Origin of the sequence: Streptomyces sp. NPDC126510 (assembly GCF_040302345.1) — a bacterium.
Lineage (GTDB): Bacteria > Actinomycetota > Actinomycetes > Streptomycetales > Streptomycetaceae > Streptomyces.
The window spans coordinates 80,203-97,513 of the sequence record NZ_JBEORR010000014.1 but is presented as its reverse complement, the minus strand read 5'-3'; the positions used below and the strand labels follow the sequence as shown (position 1 = coordinate 97,513).

The window sequence follows — 17,311 nt, the reverse complement described above, 5'->3', positions numbered from 1 at the left end:
GTCAGCCCAGGTAGAGCGGCACCCTGGAGGCCAGGTCACCGAGCCCGGCCTGCTCCGCCCCGGTCGGCACGCGCCGCCCGGTGCCGATCAGCAGTGCGTCCACATCGGTGAAGGAGTCCGGGAACGGGCTCCCCGCGATCCGCTCCAGCATCTCCCGGGACCGGACGAGCCCCTCCGCGGGCGGCGGCTGCGCGCCCGGCAGGTGGGCGATCAGGTCGAGGTGGTGCAGCGTCCACTCCAGGACATAGGTGGAGAGGAAGTCGCCCACGGTGAGGATCTCGTCACGGGTGCCGACCCGGCCGGCCGGGTCGGCGAGCAGGGCCGCACGCCCGGCGGCGGAGCCCACGTCGTCCAGGTGGAACTTCAGCAGACCCGGATCCTCGTACGCGGCGGCCAGCCGGACGGTCAGCGCGTCGAGCGGGTCGTCACCGGTCGGCGGGGTGCCGGAGACGTCCCAGTACGTCAGCGCGTCACGGGTCGGTTCCCGGTCGGAGGGGGTGGCCAGGGTGATCAGGACGTCCTGGGCGTCCACGATCAGGTGGCACACCAGGTCCCGCACCAGCCAGCCCGTGCAGCCGGAGGGCCGCCCGAAGTCCTCGTCGGAGAGGTCGGCCACCGCCGCGCGCAATGCCGTCCAGGTGCGGGAGAAGAGATCCACCTCGGCAACGTAGTGCCGCGCGGCGGCACCGGACAAGCGCGTTTCGGCCGGCGCCGCGCCACGGCGGGAGGCCTGCCCGCGCCGGGACGGGCCGTGCTCACCGCCGCGGGACTCTCACCCGCCCGACGCCCCCAACCACCCTCCCGCGAGCACGGCGAGCTCGTCCGGTGTACGCGGACCCCGCTCCGTTTCGGTCAACAGCCCCTGGGACCGCAGAAGTTCCGTCACCGCGGCGCCCCACGGCAGACGCAGCCCCGCCTCCCGCAGGAGATCCGTGCGGGCCAGTGCCGTGGCCGCGGGCCCGGTGCGGACACCGGACGGCGTGAGGAGCGCCGCGTCGTCGGCCCAGCGCAGGGCGAGATCGACGTCGTGGGTGGCCATCACGACCGTGGTGCCGGCGGCACGGAGCCCGTCGAGGGTGGTGAGGAGCCGCTCCTGGCCGTCGGGGTCGAGTCCGGCCGTGGGCTCGTCCAGGACGAGGACGCGCGGTCGCATGGCGACCGCACCCGCGATGGCCGTGCGTTTGCGCTGTCCGTAGGACAGCAGATGGGTCGGCCGGTCGGCCAGGGCCGCGATGTCCAGCGCGGCGAGCGCCTCCGCCACCCGCGCCCGTACCTGCGTGTCGTCCAGGCCGAGGTTCAGCGGCCCGAACGAGACGTCCTGCTCGACGGACGCGGCGAACAGCTGGTCGTCGGGGTCCTGCACCACCAGCTGCACGGTCGTCCGCAGCCGGGTCAGCCCCCTGCGGTCGTACGCCACGGGCTGACCCTCGACCGTCAGCCGCCCCTCGTGCGGCTTCAGCCCGCCGCTGAGCAGTCGCATCAGCGTGGTCTTGCCGCTGCCGTTGCGGCCGAGCAGCGCCAGCGCGCGGCCCTCGCGGATCTCGAAGTCGAGGCCGCTGAGCACGGTCGGGCCGTCCTCGTAGGCGAAGGACGCGCCCCGCAGGGCGACGAGGGCGGGCTCGCTCATGTCAGCGGCCTTTCCAGTACGAGGGTGAGGACGGCCAGCGCGACGAGCAGCGCGCAACTGGCCGCCGTGAAGCGGACGGAGACCCGGGCCTCGGGCACCAGGACCCGCAGGGTGCCGTCGTAGCCGCGTCCGGCGAGCCCGGCCTGGAGCCGGCCGGCCCGGTCGAAGGCCCGGACGAACGCGGTGGCGCCGAGCCCGGCCAGGGAACGCCACTGAGCGCCCCGGCCGGTGTGCCCGAGCCGGGCCGCCTGGGCCTCCCTGATGCGCCGCATCGAGTCCAGCAGCAGGAAGCTCATCCGGTACGTCACGAGCGCGACGTCGACGACCGCCGCGGGAATCCCGGCCCGGACCAGTCGGGGCAGCAGGTCGGACATGGGCGTGGTGAAGGCGAACAGCAGCACGCCCAGGGAGGCCGCCGAGGTCCGCAGCAGCAACTCCCCGGCCCGCACCGGCCCGTCGTCGGCGAGGGAGGCGAACCCGCCTGGCCCGCCCACCTGGACGAGCAGCGTCAGCGCGCCGGTCACACAGAAGCCCAGCGGCACCCGGTAGGCCCGCCACAACCGCCGTCCGGGCACACCGGCCGGCCCCAGCAGCACCGCCAGTGCCGTCAGGAGGACCAGGGCGGCGCCCGGCCAGGGCGGCAGGGAGATCGCGAGCACGGTGAGACCGAGCCCGAGCACGGCCTTGTCCACGGGATGGCGGCGGCGCCAGCGACTGCTGTGCGCCGCCGCGTCGATCGGCAGCACCCGGGCTCAGTCCCGTTCCGCGGTGGACTTCCCGGCGGCGCCGGGAAGCGCGCTGTCGGCCTCCCGCTCCAGCGCCCGCTGCTCGCCCTGCCTGCGGCCCCGGCGCAGGCCGAAGTAGTAGGCGAGGACACCGGCGCCGAGGGCCGCCTGGAGGGAGAACAGGGCCGACTCGATCTCGCCGGACGGTGGCTCGTACAGCGGTGAGAACCACGGCTCGTAGTCCGGCTTGAGTTCGGTGATCGCCGTCTCGGCCTGGCCGTCGGAGCCCGTGAACGGCTCCTTCTTGTGGTCGCCGAGGCCGAGGGCCAAGGGCAGCACCGCGAGCGCCACCACGACGAACAGCAGCACCAGGTTGATCTTCGTGTTCCTGCTCATCGGGCCACCGCCTCCGTCTCGGTCCTGGTCTGCCTCTCGGCGAGGAGCACGCCCAGCCGGGTCAGTTCGCCCTTGCTGGACTGCACCAGCAGGCGCATCACGAGCACGGTCAGCAGGCCCTCGCTCACCGCGAGCGGGATCTGCGTGACGGCGAAGATGGCACCGAACTTGCCGAGCGCGCCCAGGAATCCGCTGCCCGGGTCGGGAAACGCGAGGGCCAGCTGCACGCTGGTGACGCAGTACGTGGACAGGTCGGCGACGAACGCGCCGGAGAACACCGCCACCATCAGCGGCGCGTTGGCGCGCCGCAGCAGCTTGTAGACGGCGTATCCGGCCCAGGGGCCGGCGATCGCCATGGAGAAGACGTTGGCGCCGAGCGTGGTCAGGCCGCCGTGTGCGAGCAGCAGCGCCTGGAAGAGCAGGGTGATGGTGCCCAGCACCGCCATGATGGGCGGCCGGAACAGGATGGCTCCCAGGCCCGTGCCGGTGGGGTGCGAGCAACTGCCGGTCACGGACGGCAGTTTCAGGGCGGACAGGACGAACGTGAAGGCGCCGGAGGCACCGAGGAGCAGTGTGCTCTCGGGGTGCTCGCGCACTTCACGGGTGAGCGACCGGACCCCGTGGACGACGAACGGCGCCGACGCGACGCCCCAGGCGACCGCGTGCGCCGGAGGAAGGAAACCCTCGGCTATGTGCATGGCTCAGCAGACCCTCTCCAGCACCTCGTGGATGGTTGACGCGCCTTGGCCGGTCTCCTGGCTGACGGGTACCACCGCCCGGACTCCGCCTTCCCGGGTCGCAAGGACCCAGTGGCTGCCCGTGAGGGCCGGAGCCGGACTTCCCGATTCACAGTGGCGAGGGCCGCACCGGCATCACACCGGATTTCCCGTTCACCAAGGCCTGGTGACAATAAGGCCGGGATAAGGGCGATGACAAGCCACCCAAGGGGCGCGCGAGGGGGCGCCCGTTCGCATACCGGCGCATCCCCGGCTGGTCCAAGCGATCCGCGCACGTGCCGCCGCGCGACGTCCGGGCCGTGTCAGTCGTCGTCCCCGCCGTCGTCGCTCTCCCCGTCGTCCCCGGCCTGGCCCGGCTTCTCCGGCTCCGGCTGCTGCGGGCCGCCGTCGACCGCTTCCTCCGTCGGAGTGGCGGCACCCGGCGCGGAGGCGGACGGCGTCGGGGAAGGGGGCGGCGTTGACGGAGTGACATCGGCCACGGTGCCGGTGGCGGGCGTGTCGGCGGCACCCGGTCCGGCCGCCGGGTCGGCCTGCGGATCGGAGGAATCGGGCGTGGCGGATTCGGTGGACGGCGTGGCGGCGGGGCTGCTCGCGCTCGGGGACGCGTCGGGTTCCGTGCCCTCCGCGGTCGTGTCGGGCGAGAACCAGCGCATGCCGATGAGCATCGCGGCGACGAAGAGGGCCGCGGCGGCGGCCGTCGCGGCCAGCTTCGACCGGTTGCCATGACCGCCGCGCGAGCGGCCCGAACGCCCCGCCTGGGCCGCCCGGGCGGCGGTGCGGTGGCCCGTGGTGGCGGGCAGCGCGTAGGTGGTCGGGCTGCCGGTCTCGGCGGTCGCGTACGGTCCCGGCCCGGCGGGCATCGCGCGGGACGCGGTGTTCGGCCGCGGCGGCGGCGAGACCTCCGGCAGCGGCTCGGGCAGGCCCCGCCAGGCGCCCTGGGCGAACCACTCGGCGGCCTGCTGCGCGGTGGGACGGTCCTCGGGCTGTTTGGCGAGCAGACCGAGGAGATAGCTCTCGAACGCCGGCGGAAGATTGGCGACACCGAGCTCGCGCGGCGGCACCGGAGCCGAGTCGAGGTGCTGGTGGAGCAGGGCGACCGCGGTGTCGGCCTCGAACGGCGGGCGCCCGCTGAGGAGCTGGTAGAGCACGCAGCCCAGGGAGTACATGTCGGAGGCGGGCCCCGCGGGCTTGCCCAGGGCCCGCTCGGGCGCGAGGTAGAGGCCGGTGCCGATGATCTGGCCGGTGGCGGTGAGCGCCGCGCCGGGGTCGTCGAGGAACCGCGCGATGCCGAAGTCCCCGATCTTGAGCGTGCCGCCCGCGTCCAGCAGCAGGTTGGCCGGTTTGACGTCCCGGTGCACGATGCCCTGCGCGTGCGCGGCGGCGAGCCCCGCGGACGCCTGCGCGGCGAGCAGGGCCACCCGCTCGGCGGGCAGCGCGCCGGAGCCGGTCAGCACCCCGGCGAGACTGTCGCCCTCGACCAGTTCCATCACCAGATACAGCCGGTTGTCGAACTCACCGAAGTCCAGCACACCGACCACGTTGGGGTGGTTGAGCCGTCCGGCGGTCTGAGCCTCCAGACGGAACCGGGAGGCCGCCGTGGCGTCGGTGTCCTGGGGCAGCAGCAGCTTGAGGGCCACTGCTCTGGCGAGCGTCTCGTCGTACGCACGCCAGACCTCTCCCATTCCACCGCGCCCGATCTCCACATCCAGCCGGTAGCGGCCCGCTAGCAGCACTCGTCCTCGTCTCACGCATAGGGGAAGGTCGTCGCCGCAGGCCGAACTCCCCGCTGCTGCGCGGGGATTGATGGGGGTGCCGCAGCCGACCCAGGATACTGGCGCGGCATGACCGCCGATCTCCGCAGCGGTGTCCTCGCACGGTCCGGCAGGGAAATCCCGGAGCGAAAGAGTCGCACGCCGGGGTGACACTCACGGCGCCCGGTCGCCCCGGAAGGCCGGCACGGTGTCAGACCGCCGCGCCCGTCCCCTTCTCCCGGTGCGGCAACAGGGCCACCGCCAGGGCCGGTACGGCCGCCAGGGCCAGCCACGGCACGGCGGTCGGCAGGCCCAGGTCGAGCAGGAAGCCGGTGGCCGCGCTGCCGGCCAGGACGATCAGGCCCGAGACGGACGACAGCGCACCCGTGTAGAGCCCGAGCCGGCCCTCCTCGGCGAGGTCGGGCACCCAGGCGCGGGCGGCGGGCACGACCAGCATCTGCCCCACGGTGAGCAAGATCACGAAGCCCGCGGCCGGGAGCAGCCCGGCCGTGCCCGTCCAGCCGGCGGGCCGGGCCGCGGCCACCACCGCGAAGCCGGACGCGATCAGCAGCAGCCCCGCGGTCATGGAGCGGCGCAGATCCAGCCGGTCGCCCGCCCAGCGGGTCACCGGCAGCTGGGTGAACACCACCAGCACCGAGGACAGCGCGAAGAGCCAGGACAACGGCGCCTGGGAGCCCGCCGCGCGCTGCACCTCGTCCGGCAGGGCCAGATACAGCTGGTTGTAGGCGAGCAGATAGGTGCCGTACGCACAGCACAGGGCGAGGAAGCGGCGGTCGCGCAGCAGGGTGCGGACCCCGCCCCGCTCCCGGACGCGGACCCGGCCGGGGATGTGCTGCGGCATCAGCCACAGGTGCCCGGCGAGGACGAGCACGAAGACGCCGGCCCCGGCCAGACACGCGGTGCGGAAGTCGACGCCGAGCAGCAGCGCGCCGAGCAACGGCCCCACGAAAGCACCCACCTGGCCCGCCACGCTGAACAGGGCGAGGACCCGGGTGCGCGGGCCGTGCCCGTCCTCCTCCCACACGACCGCCTGGCGGGCCACCTCGGACTCCACGGCGGGGGAGAAGAGCGCCGCGGCGAAACCGATCACCAGCACCGCACCGATCACGGCCCCGCTCGTCTCCGCGAAGCCGAGCCACGCGAACCCGGCGATCCGCAGGACGCAGCCCGCCAGTACGACCGGCCGCACCCCGAACCGGTCGACGAGTAGGCCGCCGACCACGAACAGCCCCTGCTGGCTGAAGGTACGCAGCCCGAGCACGAACCCGACCAGCCACCCCGCCATGCCGATCGCGGTGCCGAGATGCTCGGCGAGGAACGGCAGGACGGCGTAGAAGCCGATGTTGAAGGCGAGCTGGGTGAGGATCAGCAGCCGCGGCAGCGGCGACAGGCGTCTGATGAGACGCCAGGTGCTGTCGCGGCTTCCGGCGTGGATCGTACGGGGGGCCTTGCGGGCGGGCACCCGGGAGACGGGGTCGGTCATCGTTCGACTGTCTGTGAGGCGGACACGGGCGTCAGAAGGTCGTCGGGGCGATCCGGGTGCCGTCGCGGGGCCGGCACGTCCCGGTCCACGGGTGGCGCGACGGGACTCGCGGGCCGTGTGCGCCGCCGCCGCAGCCGTACCCCGCCCGCGGCCGTCACCGCGAGCGCCCCGAGCAGGGCGAGTGCGGCGGCCGGGAAGAGGACGGCCCACGGGGCCCGTTCGGCGTAGGGCTGGTTCTCGGCGAGCAGCAGGCCCCACTCGGGGGAGGGCGGCTGGGCGCCCAGGCCGAGGAAGCCGAGCGCGGCGAGGCTCAGCGCGACGCCCGGGAGCCGGAGCAGGGCGTGCCGGGCGACCGGGGGCACGACGGCGGGCAGCAGCTCGTGCCGGAGCAGGTACCAGCGGCTTGCGCCCAGCGCCCGGGTGGCGACCAGATGGGTCGTCGCACGCTCCTGCCGCAGCAGCGAGGAGGTGTGCGTGGCGAGCGGGGTCCAGGCCACGACGGCCACGGCGAGCGCGGGCGTCCAGGGCCCGCTCCCGGCGATGCCCGTGACGAGCAGCCCGGCCAGTACGGGCGGTACGGCACTGAGCGTGTCGGCCAGCGGCCCGGACAGCCGCGGCAGCAGCCCCAGCAGCAGCCCGGCCACGAGGGCGGCGGCGCTCACCGCGAGGGCGGTGCCGAGGGTGGTCACCGCCCCGTGGGAGATCCGGGCGAGGACGTCCCGGCCGAGCGCGTCCGTGCCGAAGGGGTGCTCCGGGGAGGGGGCTTGAAGCCGGGCGAGTGTGTCCAGGGCGAGCGGGTCGCGGGGAAGACCGGCCCCGATGACGGCGGCCAGCAGCCCTCCGTACAGCAGCGGGAGCGTCCGGGCTGCGGGGGGCCGGGGCCGGTGCAGGGACTGCAGGGCGCCGTCGCGCAGCGCCGGTCCGATCAGCAGCCGGGTGGCGGTCCGGGCGAGGAGCCCCGCGGCCGCCGCGAGCAGGACGAGGGCGAGTGTGCCGGTCTGCAGGGCGGGCAGGTCCTGGGCGAGTGCGGCGTGCAGGGTGAGCCGGCCGAGGCCCGGGATGTCGAAGACCTGCTCGACGGCGACCGATCCACCGGTCAGCCCGACCACGAACAGCCCCAGGTTCGGCAGCAGTCCGGGCACGCAGCGACGCACCGCCTGCCGGGCCAGCGACCTGGGCGGAACACCGCGCGCCGCGGCCGCCATGGCCCAGGGTTCCGCGAAAGCGCCGGGCAGCAGGTCGTCGAGCATCCGGCCCAGGACCGCGCCGGCGGGCAGGCCGAGGGCGAGCGAGGGCAGCACCATCCACTGCGGGCCGTACCAGCCCAGCGCGGGCAGCCAGCCCAGCTGCACGGCGATCACCGAGGCCAGCACCGAGGCGACCAGGAACTCGGGCAGCGAGGCCAGCACGGCCGTCACCGTCCCGCCGGGACGACGCGCACCGAGACGGCCCCGCGCGCCCAGCCGGAGGGTGGGGGCGCAGACGGCGGCGGTGGTACCCGCGGCGACCACCAGGGCCCCCGACATCAGCAGCAGCGAGACGCCGAGCGCCTGCACGACGCCCGGCAGCACCGGGGCGCCGGACACCCAGGACGATCCCGCGTCTCCGCGCAGCAGGCCGCCCAGCCAGCGGCCGAGCAGGACCCACGGCCCGTCTACCAGGCCGAGTTCGGCGCGGATCGCGCGCAGGGTCTCCGGTGCCGGATCGCGCTCCGCGGAGCGGGCCTTGAGGACGGTCAGCGCCGGGTCGGTGCGCGCCAGCCACGGAAGCAGGCCGATCGCGCCCACCAGGGCGGCCGTCAGCACGGCCCGCCATGCCAGCGTCGGGCCACCGCCCCGCGCGAGGACGCGCAGGGCGGTCGGACCCCGGGTCGGGAGGGAGGTCTCGGTGTTCAGGGCCGCGTCCCCACGCCGACGAACTCACGCTCGTACGGGTCGAGTCGAGCGCCCCGCACGGACGCCCGGACCCCTGTGACGGCCTTCAGATGCACCAGCGGGATCACCGCGTCGGTACCCAGGATCGCGGCCTCCGCCTTCATGGCGGCGTCCTGCCGCTTCGCGGGGTCGGACTCGGCCCGGGCGGTCGCGACGAGCCGGTCGACGTCCCGGTCGCACAGGAACGCCAGGTTGTAGGAGCCGTCGCAGGTGAAGTCGCTGTCGAGCACGGTGACCGGGTCGCCGGTGTCCGTCATCATGTTGCGGGCGACGACGGCGGCGTCGAACTTCCCGTCCAGCAGATCCCCTTCGAGGCGCGCGTACGTCCGCACCTCCAGCTTCACCTCGAACCCGGCCTTCTCCAGCTGCTGTTGCAGCACCTGGGCGGTCTCCGCCAGTTCGGGCCGGTCGTTGTAGCTGGCGATGGTGATGCTCTTGCCGTCGGGGTCGGTGGCCGCGGCCCGCCCGGACGGCTGGAGGCGCTTGCCCGCGGCCCAGGTCAGGGCCGGACCGTAGATGCCCTGCGCGGGTTCGGCCGACCCCTCGTAGACACCCTTGGCGACGGTCGCGCCGTCGACCGCCTCACGCGCGGCGGCGCGCAGTCCGGCGTTGGCGAAGGCGCCGGACCCGGTGTTGAGGTACAGGCTGGTGTTCCGGGCGGTGTCCGACGTGTGGACGGTGCCCTTGCCCAGGGAGGCGGCCTGGGCGACGGGGACCGCCTCGGCGATGTCGACGTCCCCGGTGCGCAGGGCGTTGGCCCGGGCCGTGCCGTCGGAGACGTACCTGACGTCGACGCCCGAGGCCTGGGCCCGGCCGCCCCAGTACCCGTCGAAACGGTTCAGCACGGCCGACCGGTCACCGGTGACCCCGGTGAGCTCGAAGGGGCCGGTGGCGGTGCCGACCGCGCTCACCACGCCCTTCTTCCCGTAGGCCTTCGGGGAGAACACCGCGAGGCTGGGGTTGGTCAGCCGCAGCGGCAGCACCGGGTCGGCTCCGCCGGTGGCGACCCGCACCCGGTTCCCGCCGACGGCCTCGGCGGTCAGCTTCACACCGGATATCGCGGTAGGCGACGGCTTCGCCGCGGCGGCGTGTGTGAGGGCGGAGGCGACGGCATCGGGGGTGACGTCCTCGCCGTCCTGGAACTTCGCGTCCCGGAGGGTGAACAGCCAGCTCTCGCCGCCCTTCTCGCTGCTCCAGGACTCGGCGAGCGCGGGTACCGCCGTGCCGTTGGCGTCCAGGCGGGTCAGCCCCTCGGCGACACCCAGCCGGGACAGGTTGTAGGCGTCGTACCCGTACGGCGAGTAGTTCTGCGTCGGGGGAAAGGCCAGGGCTACGCGCAGCCGTCCGCCGTCTCCGGAGCCGGAGGAGTCCGAGGTCTCGGCGGAGCCGTCACCGGCGGACGCGAAACAGCCGGAGAGCAGCGGCAGGAGCAGCAGACCGGCGGAGAGCCGGCGGCGGGGGATTCTCATAATGTATATGAATACCATTGTCGTTAAGCGAGCGGTATCTCGAAGTGCACGACGCCGGTGCCCCCGCCCGGAATCTCCGCGCGCTCGTCGCACAGCACCTTGCCCACCGCCCGCCACAGCCCCATCGCGCCGGGGGAATGCGGGTAGGTGTGCAGGTAGACGGACCGGTAACCGCCGTCGGCCCGGGCGAACTCCAGGAGGCCGTCCACCAGTTGCCGGGCCAGCCCGCGCCGCCGGTGCTCGGGGCGCACGTACACCCGCCTCAGCTGTGCCGTCTCGCCCGAGGGGAACCGCTCGGCCAGCCAGCGGGGATTCGGCGGGTGGGCCGGTCCGCGTGCGTCCAGTGCCGCCGTGGCCGCCACCGTCCCGTCGCGCTCGTCCACGGCGACCAGGAGGGTGTGCCGGGGCGGCGTGACGTAGAACGGCACCGGATCGATGATGTCGGCGTGCCAGTGCGGCACGTAACCCGTGCCGAAGTCGCGGTACACGGCGTCGAGCATCACCGTCCGGGCCCCGTCGATGTCGGCCGTCGTGGCTTCCCTGATGCTGTACTCGCGCATTTGCGCATCATATGCAAGAAGGTTTCGGCGGTGGCCGGGGGTCCCGGTGCCCGCTTCTGTCCGGGGTGGTCGTCAAGGCGGTGGGTGCCGGTGTTCAGCGGTCCGCGGCGCTGAAAACCGGCGGCGGCACGCCCGTCTGGGTGCCGGGCCGGGCGTGCGCGTCCCGGTTCAGCCCTCGGACGGGGCGAGCACCACGAAGTCCGCGTTCGCCGGGTCGAGGCAGACGGCGAGCCGGCCGACGCCCTCCATGTCCGCCGGACCCATCTGCACGCTGCCGCCGTGCGCGGTCACCTGGGCCACCGCGGCGTCGCAGTCGTCGACGGCGAAGACCGGGTGCCAGTACGGCCGCCCGCCCGTCAGCGCCAGGTCGTCCTTGCCGAGCTGCATGAGCCCGCCGTGCATCCGGTCCTCGGAGAGCCCCGAGGGGGTGATCAGGGTGTACGTGCCCGCGCCGCCCGGCAGCGGCATGTCGCTGAACTGCCAGCCGAAGAGGGAGCCGTAGAACTCCCGCGCGCCCGCGGCGTCGGTCGTGTACAGCTCGGTCCACGACAGCGAGCCCGGCTGGTCCACCAGCTCCAGGCCCTTGTTCGTGCCCGGCTGCCAGACGGCGAACTGGCCGCCCAGCGGGTCGCTGTACTGGGCCATCCGGCCCCAGTCGTCGAGGTCCATCGGCGCGACCCGTACGGTGCCGCCCGCCTGTTGCACGGCCTCCGTCGTGGCGTCCGCGTCGGAGACGCTGTAGTAGAGCATCCAGGCCGGTCGCGCGCCCTCCTCGGTGAGCTTGCCGAGTCCGGCGACGGTCTTGCCGTCCTTCTTGAACATCCCGCCCTCGAAGTCCTCGCTCTCACCCATGGACTCGTAGTCCCACCCGAGGACGGCGCCGTAGAAGCCGGCGGCGGCCCGGACGTCAGGAGCGCCCAGGTCGAGCCAGCAGGGAGAGCCGGGGACGTACTCCGTCGTGATCATGGCGATGTATCCCTTCCGAGGGGCCTGTGTGCCCAGCGTGACACCGGCCACCGGCCATCGCCCGTCGGCCGCTCTCCGTTCGGGGGACTCCGGCGGACGCGGAGGGAGGGCTCAGTGGACGGACAGTCCGCCGTCGACGAACACCGACTGCCCGGTGACGTAGGCGGACGCCGCGCTCGCCAGGAAGACCGCCGCGCCCGCGAAGTCCTCCGCGAGCCCGTTGCGCCCGATCATCGTGCGGGCGGCGAGGGCGCTCACCTTCTCCGGGTCCGACGACAGCCGCGCGTTCAGCGGTGTCATGACGAAGCCCGGCACGAGCAGGTTGCAGGTCACCCCGCGCGGCGACCACGCCTCGGCCTGGGAACGCGCCAGCGCCTCGAGACCGCCCTTGGAGGCGCCGTAGGCGCCGCTCCGGACGAACGCGCGGTGCGCCTGCTGCGAGCTGATGTGGATGATCCGCCCGTATCCGCGCTCCGCCATCGCGGGGCCGAAGCGCTGCCCCAGCAGGAACGGCGCCTCCAGGTTGACGGCCATGGTGGCGTCCCAGACGTCCTCGCCGAGCTCGTCCATCGTCGGACGCAGATTGATCCCGGCGCTGTTGACGAGGATGTCGGGCTCCCCGAACACCTCGACCGCCCGCTCGGCGGCCGTCCGCACGCCCTCGCGGTTGCCCAGGTCCGCGCTGACCCACGCGGCACGGCAGCCCAGGGCCGTCAGCTCCTCGACGGTCGCGGCCAGTCGGGCCTCGCCACGGGCCACGACCACCACGCTCGCCCCGGCGCGGGCGAGGGCGTCGGTGATGCCGCGGCCGATGCCGGAACTGCCGCCGGTGACGACCGCGACCCGGCCCTCCAGCGAGAACAGTCCGGAGAGGTAGGTCTGGGCCGCACGGGACGGCTCCGCGGGTGTGGAAGGGGTGGGGTGTGTCGTCATGGCGACCACTCTAAGTCGATCATCCGACCGCCCCTCGGGTGGTGATCACCGCCCGGCGCTCCCCGCGACACGAGCCCGGACCGAACGCTCGCGCCTATACCCCTGGGGGGTATACAATCCCGGTCATGGACCACACCGCTCACGAACCTGAGAAGCAGCCGCACGGGACCGCGTCCTGGGGGACCGCCGTGAAGGCGACGTTGCACTGCCTGACCGGCTGTGCCGTCGGCGAGATCCTCGGCATGGTGATCGGCACGGCTCTGGGGTGGGGCAACGTGCCCACCATGGTGCTGGCGATCGGACTCGCGTTCCTCTTCGGCTACTCGTTCACCCTGTTCGCGGTCCTGCGGGCGGGCCTCAGCCTCAAGGCCGCGATCCGGGTCGCCCTCGCCGCGGACACGGTCTCCATCGCGGTCATGGAGCTCGTGGACAACGCGATCATCGCGCTCACGCCGGGCGCGATGGACGCCCATCTGTCGGAGGGCCTCTTCTGGTCCGCGCTCCTCGGCGGTTTCGCCGTCGCCTTCCTGATCACCACCCCGGTCAACCGGTGGATGATCGGCCGCGGCCGGGGGCACGCCGTGGTCCACGCCCACCACTGACGCGACGTCACCACGCGCCCGCGCCGCGGGAACGGGCCGGAGCCACGGGCCGTTGTCCGGGGCATGAAATACACGGTGTTTGCGGGGCAGCTGCTGCCACCTCTGATCGTGGCGGGCGCGCTGGCGGTCGTCATGGGCCTCTTCGCCTGGCTCGCGTCCGTGGTCCGGCGCCGCGGCCTCGCCGGCTCCGGATTTCGCGCGGCCATGGCCTCGTACGAAGAGGCCTTCCGGGTGACGGCCCACGACGCCCACTACGAGATCCAGGCCCAGGCGCAGTCCCAGAGCCCCGCCGCAACCCCCGGCGACCCCTGGCGCCCCGCCCGGGACACCGCGGGCGGGGGCGTGCGAGCGCGGCGCCCCGGCCGCCGGAGCGGGGTGCGCCGCCGTCTCGGGGCGTGGCGGCGGAGGGGCGCCCGGGGAAGGTGACCGGCTCAGCCCCTGAGCAGGCGCACCTGGCCGTCGGGGAGTTTCGGCCACCAGTGGTGGTAGCGGCGATAGACCTCGGTGTCGCGGTCCGCCAGCAGCGCCGTCAGCGACGCGGCCTCCGCGGCGAGTCCGTCCCACACGGCGGTCGGCAGGTCGTGGAACGCCGTGGCCTCGACACCACCGTCGACCGCCCGCCACACACCGGCGACCCGGCCGTCGACCAGGAGCGTGGGGAGCACGTCGCCGTTCACCCGGATCACCAGGCGGCGATACGCGGGGGGAATCACGCGGCTGCGGTCGGCGTGGGCCAGCAGGACGCTGTCCCACATGGCCATGAGGCGGGGCGGTGCGGGTGTGTCGGCCGGTGGGCGCGAGGCACCCGGCACGTCGTACAGCAGGGTCTCCTCGGGCCCCCGGAGCTGCTCCACCGCGTCGCCGAGGTCGAGCAGGGCCTGGCGTACAGGTGCTCGCGGCACCATGGCGAACTGCGCGACGTCCGCCACCGACGCGGGCCCGAAACCCCCGAGATAGCGCAGGACGAGGTGGCGCAGAGCCTCCGGCGCCGTCGCCCGCCCCCGGGGCGTGGGGCCGGTCCGCGCGGCGACGAACGACGACCGGGAGCCGAACGACCAAGGCCCGCCGGTCGGGACGTGCAGCAGCGGCGCGTACGCCTTGAGCCCCCACCACGCCCCGGCCTTCTTCTCCGCCCCGACCCGCTCCTCCAGCCAGTCCTGCATCTCGGCGGCCGTCCGGGGCCGGTCCGCGAAGTCCAGCAATTCGGGGACGAGGGCCTCGCCGTCGGCCGGGGTGAGCCCCGCCGCGGCGAAGCGGTACCCGAGCCGTGCGGCGTACAGCGTCTGCTGCATCGCCTCGCGGAAGACCTGGTAGTCGTCCCCGTGGACCGCGTGCAGCGTGATCCGCATCAGCGTCGCCTTGACCACCGCACGCCCCGCGAAGGCGGTGTCGAGCTCTTCCGGTGCGAACCCGGCCAGCCGGTTCCACAGCGCCACGTACGGCGAAGCGGCATGCTGTGCCTGCAACGCCACCACGCGCCGCACCGCCTCGCCGGCGTGCATCGCCTCCCGCCCCAGCAGCAACTGGCGTGCCAGCGTGGCCCGATTGAGTTCCTGCGCGGTGATGTCCACGCCGGGATTCTGCCGTGGCCCCACCGGAGGCACCGGCTCCGTCGTTGTGTCCTGGATCACATGGCTTGGATTGAGTGCGCGACGGGGGAGATGCCCGTACTCATGGGTGTCGGGGTGGTCCCGGATGCGAGGATGAGGCGCCATGACGGTCGGGTGGTGTGCTCGCGCGATACGGGCCGCGGTGTTCGCGGCCGTCTGTGTCGTGCTCGCCGCCCTCGGGCACGTCATGATGTCCGGCGACCACGTGCCCCTGTCGACCCTGCTGGCCGGCTGGGCCGCGACGGGCGTGACGGGCTGGTGCCTGGCGGGCCGCGAGCGCGGACTCCGCCTTGTGGTCACGGTCGCCGTGGCCGTCCAGACGGCGCTGCACTCGGCGTTCTCGCTCGGACCGCCGACGCCGGCCGCGTCCGGATCCGACTCCATGGACATGCCTTCCACGAGTCACGCCATGAGCCACGGGATGAGCCCGAACTCCATGGGCTCCATGGGCTCCATGGGCCCGCATCCGGTTCATGTCCCCGGCGATGACTCGTCCCTCGGCATGCTCGCCGCCCACCTCCTGGCCGCGCTGCTGTGCGGCCTGTGGCTGGGCCACGGCGAACGGGCCGTCTTCCGGCTGCTGCGCGCCATGGGCAGCCGGCTCGCCGCACCGCTGCGGCTCCTGTTCGCCCTGATCGCTCCGCCGCCCCCGCCCGTGCGCGAACGGCGGCGGCTGTCGCACCGTACGCCGCGCCCACTCCTTCTCGTCCACGCGATCACCACCCGGGGACCGCCCGCGGGGACCGCTGCCGCCTGACGGCAGCCGGTGGCACACCGGGGCAGCCCCTGCGCGCCCCGGTGCGGGGTTGTACGTCCGTACCCGCGCGCCTTCGGGCGCCCACGCCTCACGCTGCGCGCTACAGGACGTTCACCCCCTCCCGCTCACGGGACCGCGCACGCACGCGCCGATGTCGGACCTCACGGTCTGCCCACCCGCGTCTCGTGGTCCCGCAATCCGAGAAGGACATCAGGTGATCACTCCTGCCGTGCCCCTTTCGCACGAGAGACCGGCGTCGGCCGACGAGTCGGCAACCGCCTGGGCGCTGGCCGCCCGCGGCGGCGACGCCGTGGCCGTCGACCGCTTCGTACGCGCCCTGCACCGTGACGTCACCCGGTACGTCGCCCATCTGTGCGCCGACCCCCAGGCGGTGGACGATCTGGCGCAGGACACGTTCGTGCGGGCGCTCGGTAGCCTGCACCGGTTCGAGGGCCGCTCCTCGGCGCGTACCTGGCTGCTGGCGATCGCCCGGCGCGCGGTGGCCGACAGCATCCGGTCCACCGCCGTGCGTCCCCGCCCGGCCGACCTGCCGGACTGGGAGCCGGCCGCCGAACTCGCCCAGCCGCGCGGCCTGCCCGGCTTCGACGACGGCGTGGCGCTGCTGGAGTTGCTGGCCGGACTGCCGCACGAACGCCGCGAGGCGTTCGTCCTCACGCAGCTGCTCGGTCTCCCCTACGCGGAAGCCGCAGCGCTGAGCGACTGTCCCGTCGGCACGGTCCGTTCCCGCGTGGCCCGAGCCCGGGCGACACTCCTCGCCCTGCTCGCCGCCGCGGAGGAACCGGACCCCGCTCGCGTCGCGGCCTGACAGCCGTCGAAGAGCGCACGGTGCCCGCCGCCGTCCGGCGGGCACCGGCCGGTGAACGGGACACCCAGGATGGTCAGTGTTGCCGGGCGGCTCCCCCGTCGGCCCGTGCCTCCTCCACCTCCCTCCAGAAGGCGCCGACCCGCGCGTTGAACACCTCCGGCACCTCCTGGAACGGCTGGTGCGCCTCCCCGGGCAGCACCTCGAACACGGCGCCCGGGATACTGTCCGCGACCGCCCGGCCGAGGCGCGGCGGTGTGGCGAGGTCGCGTTCACCGGCGAGCACGAGGGTCGGGACGCTGATGCCGCCGAGACGGTCGAGGGTGTCGTGACCGGCGAACGCCGCGAGCTGGCGCTGGAAGGCCTCCACGGACTGCGGATGCTCGAAGGCCAGGGTCTCCTCGATGAAGCGGTCCACCATGCCGTCGGCGTGGGCGCGCGGGGTGTAGACCCACAGGAAGAACGCTTCCAGCATGGCCCGTTCGTCCGGGGCGCGTTCGACCATCCAGTTCCAGAAGCGCGTCATGGTCCGGAAGTAGGGATCCGGGCGGGCCATCGTGCTCATGAGGACGAGGCTGCGGACCAGGCCGGGGTGGCGGAGGGCCAGCTCCTGTGCGATGAAACTGCCGCCCGAGAAGCCCGCGATATGAGCCGTCGGAACCCGGAGCGCGCGCAGCAGCGCCGCCGCGTCGTCGGCCATCCCCGTTACGGAGAGCGGGCCGTCGGGCAGCGGGCTGCGGCCCGCGCCGCGGTTGTCGAACGCGGTGAGCCGGTAGCGGCCCGCGAACCCGTCGAGCTGTGGCTGCCACGCCTCAGCGGGGTCCCCGAGCCCCGCGACGAGCAGGACGTCGGGTCCCTCGCCCCGCTGCTCCACCCAGAGTTGCACGCCGTCGGCGTCGACCATCCGGCCCATGGCC

General features: G+C 73.9%; 18 protein-coding genes and 1 riboswitch. Of the genes, 4 read left to right on the top strand and 14 right to left on the bottom strand.

Annotated features, from left to right (window positions below; translation table 11 throughout):
* Position 1: 1 nt before the first annotated feature.
* The 12 genes from ABTX60_RS21420 to ABTX60_RS21365 form a co-directional block, all read right to left on the bottom strand.
* A complete protein-coding gene (locus ABTX60_RS21420) occupies positions 2-658 on the bottom strand; it encodes a maleylpyruvate isomerase N-terminal domain-containing protein (RefSeq protein WP_352098590.1) in 657 nt (218 codons plus the stop codon).
* 114 nt (positions 659-772) lie between these two features.
* The gene (locus ABTX60_RS21415) at positions 773-1,627 is read right to left on the bottom strand and encodes an energy-coupling factor ABC transporter ATP-binding protein (protein ID WP_352098589.1); all 855 of its coding nucleotides are present in this window, start codon (positions 1,625-1,627) and stop codon (positions 773-775) included.
* Positions 1,624-2,373, bottom strand: coding sequence for a cobalt ECF transporter T component CbiQ (gene cbiQ, locus ABTX60_RS21410; protein ID WP_352098588.1), 750 nt, complete (start codon positions 2,371-2,373; stop codon positions 1,624-1,626). The genes ABTX60_RS21415 and cbiQ overlap by 4 nt, the downstream gene beginning before the upstream one ends.
* 6 nt (positions 2,374-2,379) lie before the next feature.
* The gene (locus ABTX60_RS21405) at positions 2,380-2,748 is read right to left on the bottom strand and encodes an energy-coupling factor ABC transporter substrate-binding protein (protein ID WP_352098587.1); all 369 of its coding nucleotides are present in this window, start codon (positions 2,746-2,748) and stop codon (positions 2,380-2,382) included.
* A complete protein-coding gene (locus tag ABTX60_RS21400; protein ID WP_352098586.1) occupies positions 2,745-3,446 on the bottom strand; it encodes an energy-coupling factor ABC transporter permease in 702 nt (233 codons plus the stop codon). The genes ABTX60_RS21405 and ABTX60_RS21400 overlap by 4 nt, the downstream gene beginning before the upstream one ends.
* A 30-nt stretch (positions 3,447-3,476) precedes the next feature.
* Positions 3,477-3,661: riboswitch (cobalamin riboswitch) on the bottom strand.
* A 126-nt stretch (positions 3,662-3,787) separates the two neighbouring features.
* A complete protein-coding gene (locus tag ABTX60_RS21395) occupies positions 3,788-5,233 on the bottom strand; it encodes a serine/threonine-protein kinase (protein WP_502992362.1) in 1,446 nt (481 codons plus the stop codon).
* A 214-nt stretch (positions 5,234-5,447) separates the two neighbouring features.
* On the bottom strand, positions 5,448-6,740 hold the full coding sequence (locus ABTX60_RS21390; protein ID WP_352098585.1) for an MDR family MFS transporter: 1,293 nt from the start codon (positions 6,738-6,740) through the stop codon (positions 5,448-5,450).
* The gene (locus ABTX60_RS21385) at positions 6,737-8,545 is read right to left on the bottom strand and encodes an ABC transporter permease subunit (RefSeq protein WP_352098584.1); all 1,809 of its coding nucleotides are present in this window, start codon (positions 8,543-8,545) and stop codon (positions 6,737-6,739) included. Before ABTX60_RS21385 ends, ABTX60_RS21390 begins: the two co-directional genes overlap by 4 nt.
* An 86-nt stretch (positions 8,546-8,631) precedes the next feature.
* The gene (locus tag ABTX60_RS21380) at positions 8,632-10,143 is read right to left on the bottom strand and encodes an ABC transporter substrate-binding protein (RefSeq protein WP_352098583.1); all 1,512 of its coding nucleotides are present in this window, start codon (positions 10,141-10,143) and stop codon (positions 8,632-8,634) included.
* A gap of 23 nt (positions 10,144-10,166) precedes the next feature.
* A complete protein-coding gene (locus ABTX60_RS21375; protein WP_352098582.1) occupies positions 10,167-10,703 on the bottom strand; it encodes a GNAT family N-acetyltransferase in 537 nt (178 codons plus the stop codon).
* Positions 10,704-10,871: 168 nt separating this feature from the next.
* Positions 10,872-11,669 (bottom strand): VOC family protein, encoded by a 798-nt coding sequence (locus ABTX60_RS21370; RefSeq protein WP_352098581.1) that lies wholly within the window; start codon positions 11,667-11,669, stop codon positions 10,872-10,874.
* A 111-nt stretch (positions 11,670-11,780) separates the two neighbouring features.
* The gene (locus ABTX60_RS21365; protein WP_352098580.1) at positions 11,781-12,602 is read right to left on the bottom strand and encodes an SDR family NAD(P)-dependent oxidoreductase; all 822 of its coding nucleotides are present in this window, start codon (positions 12,600-12,602) and stop codon (positions 11,781-11,783) included.
* A 125-nt stretch (positions 12,603-12,727) separates the two neighbouring features.
* Between ABTX60_RS21365 and ABTX60_RS21360 the strand changes: the two genes are divergently transcribed.
* Both ABTX60_RS21360 and ABTX60_RS21355 read left to right on the top strand, forming a co-directional pair.
* Positions 12,728-13,204, top strand: coding sequence for a DUF4396 domain-containing protein (locus ABTX60_RS21360; protein ID WP_352098579.1), 477 nt, complete (start codon positions 12,728-12,730; stop codon positions 13,202-13,204).
* Positions 13,205-13,267: 63 nt separating this feature from the next.
* Positions 13,268-13,630 (top strand): hypothetical protein, encoded by a 363-nt coding sequence (locus ABTX60_RS21355; protein ID WP_352098578.1) that lies wholly within the window; start codon positions 13,268-13,270, stop codon positions 13,628-13,630.
* Between the two features lie 5 nt (positions 13,631-13,635).
* Here the strand turns inward: ABTX60_RS21355 and ABTX60_RS21350 are convergent, their stop codons facing one another.
* Complete coding sequence (locus ABTX60_RS21350; RefSeq protein ID WP_352098577.1) at positions 13,636-14,775, bottom strand: winged helix DNA-binding domain-containing protein; 1,140 nt, start codon at positions 14,773-14,775, stop codon at positions 13,636-13,638.
* A 142-nt stretch (positions 14,776-14,917) separates the two neighbouring features.
* On the opposite strand from ABTX60_RS21350, the gene ABTX60_RS21345 reads away from it, so the two are divergent.
* Positions 14,918-15,571, top strand: a complete 654-nt coding sequence (locus tag ABTX60_RS21345) for a hypothetical protein (protein ID WP_352098576.1) — start codon at positions 14,918-14,920, stop codon at positions 15,569-15,571.
* A gap of 214 nt (positions 15,572-15,785) precedes the next feature.
* The gene (locus tag ABTX60_RS21340) at positions 15,786-16,397 is read left to right on the top strand and encodes a sigma-70 family RNA polymerase sigma factor (protein WP_352098575.1); all 612 of its coding nucleotides are present in this window, start codon (positions 15,786-15,788) and stop codon (positions 16,395-16,397) included.
* 73 nt (positions 16,398-16,470) lie between these two features.
* Here ABTX60_RS21340 and ABTX60_RS21335 read toward each other — a convergent pair whose 3' ends face one another.
* A complete protein-coding gene (locus tag ABTX60_RS21335) occupies positions 16,471-17,307 on the bottom strand; it encodes an alpha/beta fold hydrolase (RefSeq protein WP_352098574.1) in 837 nt (278 codons plus the stop codon).
* Between the last annotated feature and the right edge of the window lie 4 nt (positions 17,308-17,311).

What these genes read in the sequence shown, in the direction of transcription:
- ABTX60_RS21415 (WP_352098589.1), bottom strand. Translation starts at nt 1,627, where the DNA reads ATGAGCGAGCCCGCCCTCGTCGCCCTGCGGGGCGCGTCCTTCGCCTAC.
- ABTX60_RS21405 (WP_352098587.1), bottom strand. Translation starts at nt 2,748, where the DNA reads ATGAGCAGGAACACGAAGATCAACCTGGTGCTGCTGTTCGTCGTGGTG.
- ABTX60_RS21400 (WP_352098586.1), bottom strand. Translation starts at nt 3,446, where the DNA reads ATGCACATAGCCGAGGGTTTCCTTCCTCCGGCGCACGCGGTCGCCTGG.
- ABTX60_RS21390 (WP_352098585.1), bottom strand. Translation starts at nt 6,740, where the DNA reads ATGACCGACCCCGTCTCCCGGGTGCCCGCCCGCAAGGCCCCCCGTACG.
- ABTX60_RS21380 (WP_352098583.1), bottom strand. Translation starts at nt 10,143, where the DNA reads ATGAGAATCCCCCGCCGCCGGCTCTCCGCCGGTCTGCTGCTCCTGCCG.
- ABTX60_RS21375 (WP_352098582.1), bottom strand. Translation starts at nt 10,703, where the DNA reads ATGCGCGAGTACAGCATCAGGGAAGCCACGACGGCCGACATCGACGGG.
- ABTX60_RS21370 (WP_352098581.1), bottom strand. Translation starts at nt 11,669, where the DNA reads ATGATCACGACGGAGTACGTCCCCGGCTCTCCCTGCTGGCTCGACCTG.
- ABTX60_RS21365 (WP_352098580.1), bottom strand. Translation starts at nt 12,602, where the DNA reads ATGACGACACACCCCACCCCTTCCACACCCGCGGAGCCGTCCCGTGCG.
- ABTX60_RS21360 (WP_352098579.1), top strand. Translation starts at nt 12,728, where the DNA reads ATGGACCACACCGCTCACGAACCTGAGAAGCAGCCGCACGGGACCGCG.
- ABTX60_RS21355 (WP_352098578.1), top strand. Translation starts at nt 13,268, where the DNA reads ATGAAATACACGGTGTTTGCGGGGCAGCTGCTGCCACCTCTGATCGTG.
- ABTX60_RS21345 (WP_352098576.1), top strand. Translation starts at nt 14,918, where the DNA reads ATGACGGTCGGGTGGTGTGCTCGCGCGATACGGGCCGCGGTGTTCGCG.
- ABTX60_RS21335 (WP_352098574.1), bottom strand. Translation starts at nt 17,307, where the DNA reads ATGGGCCGGATGGTCGACGCCGACGGCGTGCAACTCTGGGTGGAGCAG.